The 619-nt window shown below is 71.4% G+C and carries 1 protein-coding gene; it reads right to left on the bottom strand.

Annotation, left to right across the window (positions count from 1 at the left end):
• Positions 1-567: sugar transferase (locus tag AC1DWF_RS36055; RefSeq protein ID WP_476843248.1), on the bottom strand; the 567-nt coding region annotated here is incomplete at its 3' end.
• Between the last annotated feature and the right edge of the window lie 52 nt (positions 568-619).

Below are 619 nucleotides of genomic sequence, written 5' to 3'. Positions count from 1 at the left end.
GGCCATGGTGGCGCGGCCGGGCATGGCGACTCCCTGGCCGCGGCACAGCACGCGCAGGCAGTCCCATAGGATGCGCAGGTCGCCCGCGGAGGTGATGCGCTCGACGTAGCGCGCATCCCATTCGAGCCGCTCCTCCCAGGGGACGCCGTTGCGGCCCTTGGACTGCGCAAGGCCGCAGAGGCCCGGTCGCACCGAAAGCCGCGTCGCCTGCCGCGTCGTGTAGTATGCCGCATATTCCGGCAGCAGCGGACGCGGGCCGACCAGGCTCATCTCGCCACGCAGGACATTCACGAGCTGCGGCAGCTCGTCGAGTGCCGTCGCGCGCAGGAGGCGCCCGAATGGCGTGAGGCGATCCGCATCGTCGCCCGGCCCCTCGCGCATCGTGCGGAATTTCAGAATCCCGAAGGGCACACCGCCGCGCCCCGCACGCCGCTGCCGGAACAGGACCGGTGATCCGAGGCACACACGCACCAGAATCGCGACCCCGATCATGGCCGGCGCCGCCGGGACCAGCAGCAGCGACGCCGCGATCACATCGAAGCCGCGCTTGCCCCAACGCTCATACACTCGGGGCCTCCGCACGCCAGACCTCCACGCCGAGCGAGAGCCCGAGCCCGAG

The sequence above is a fragment of the Aminobacter sp. P4_D5 genome, from assembly GCF_056401815.1.
This window is presented reverse-complemented; position numbering and strand designations above follow the sequence as displayed.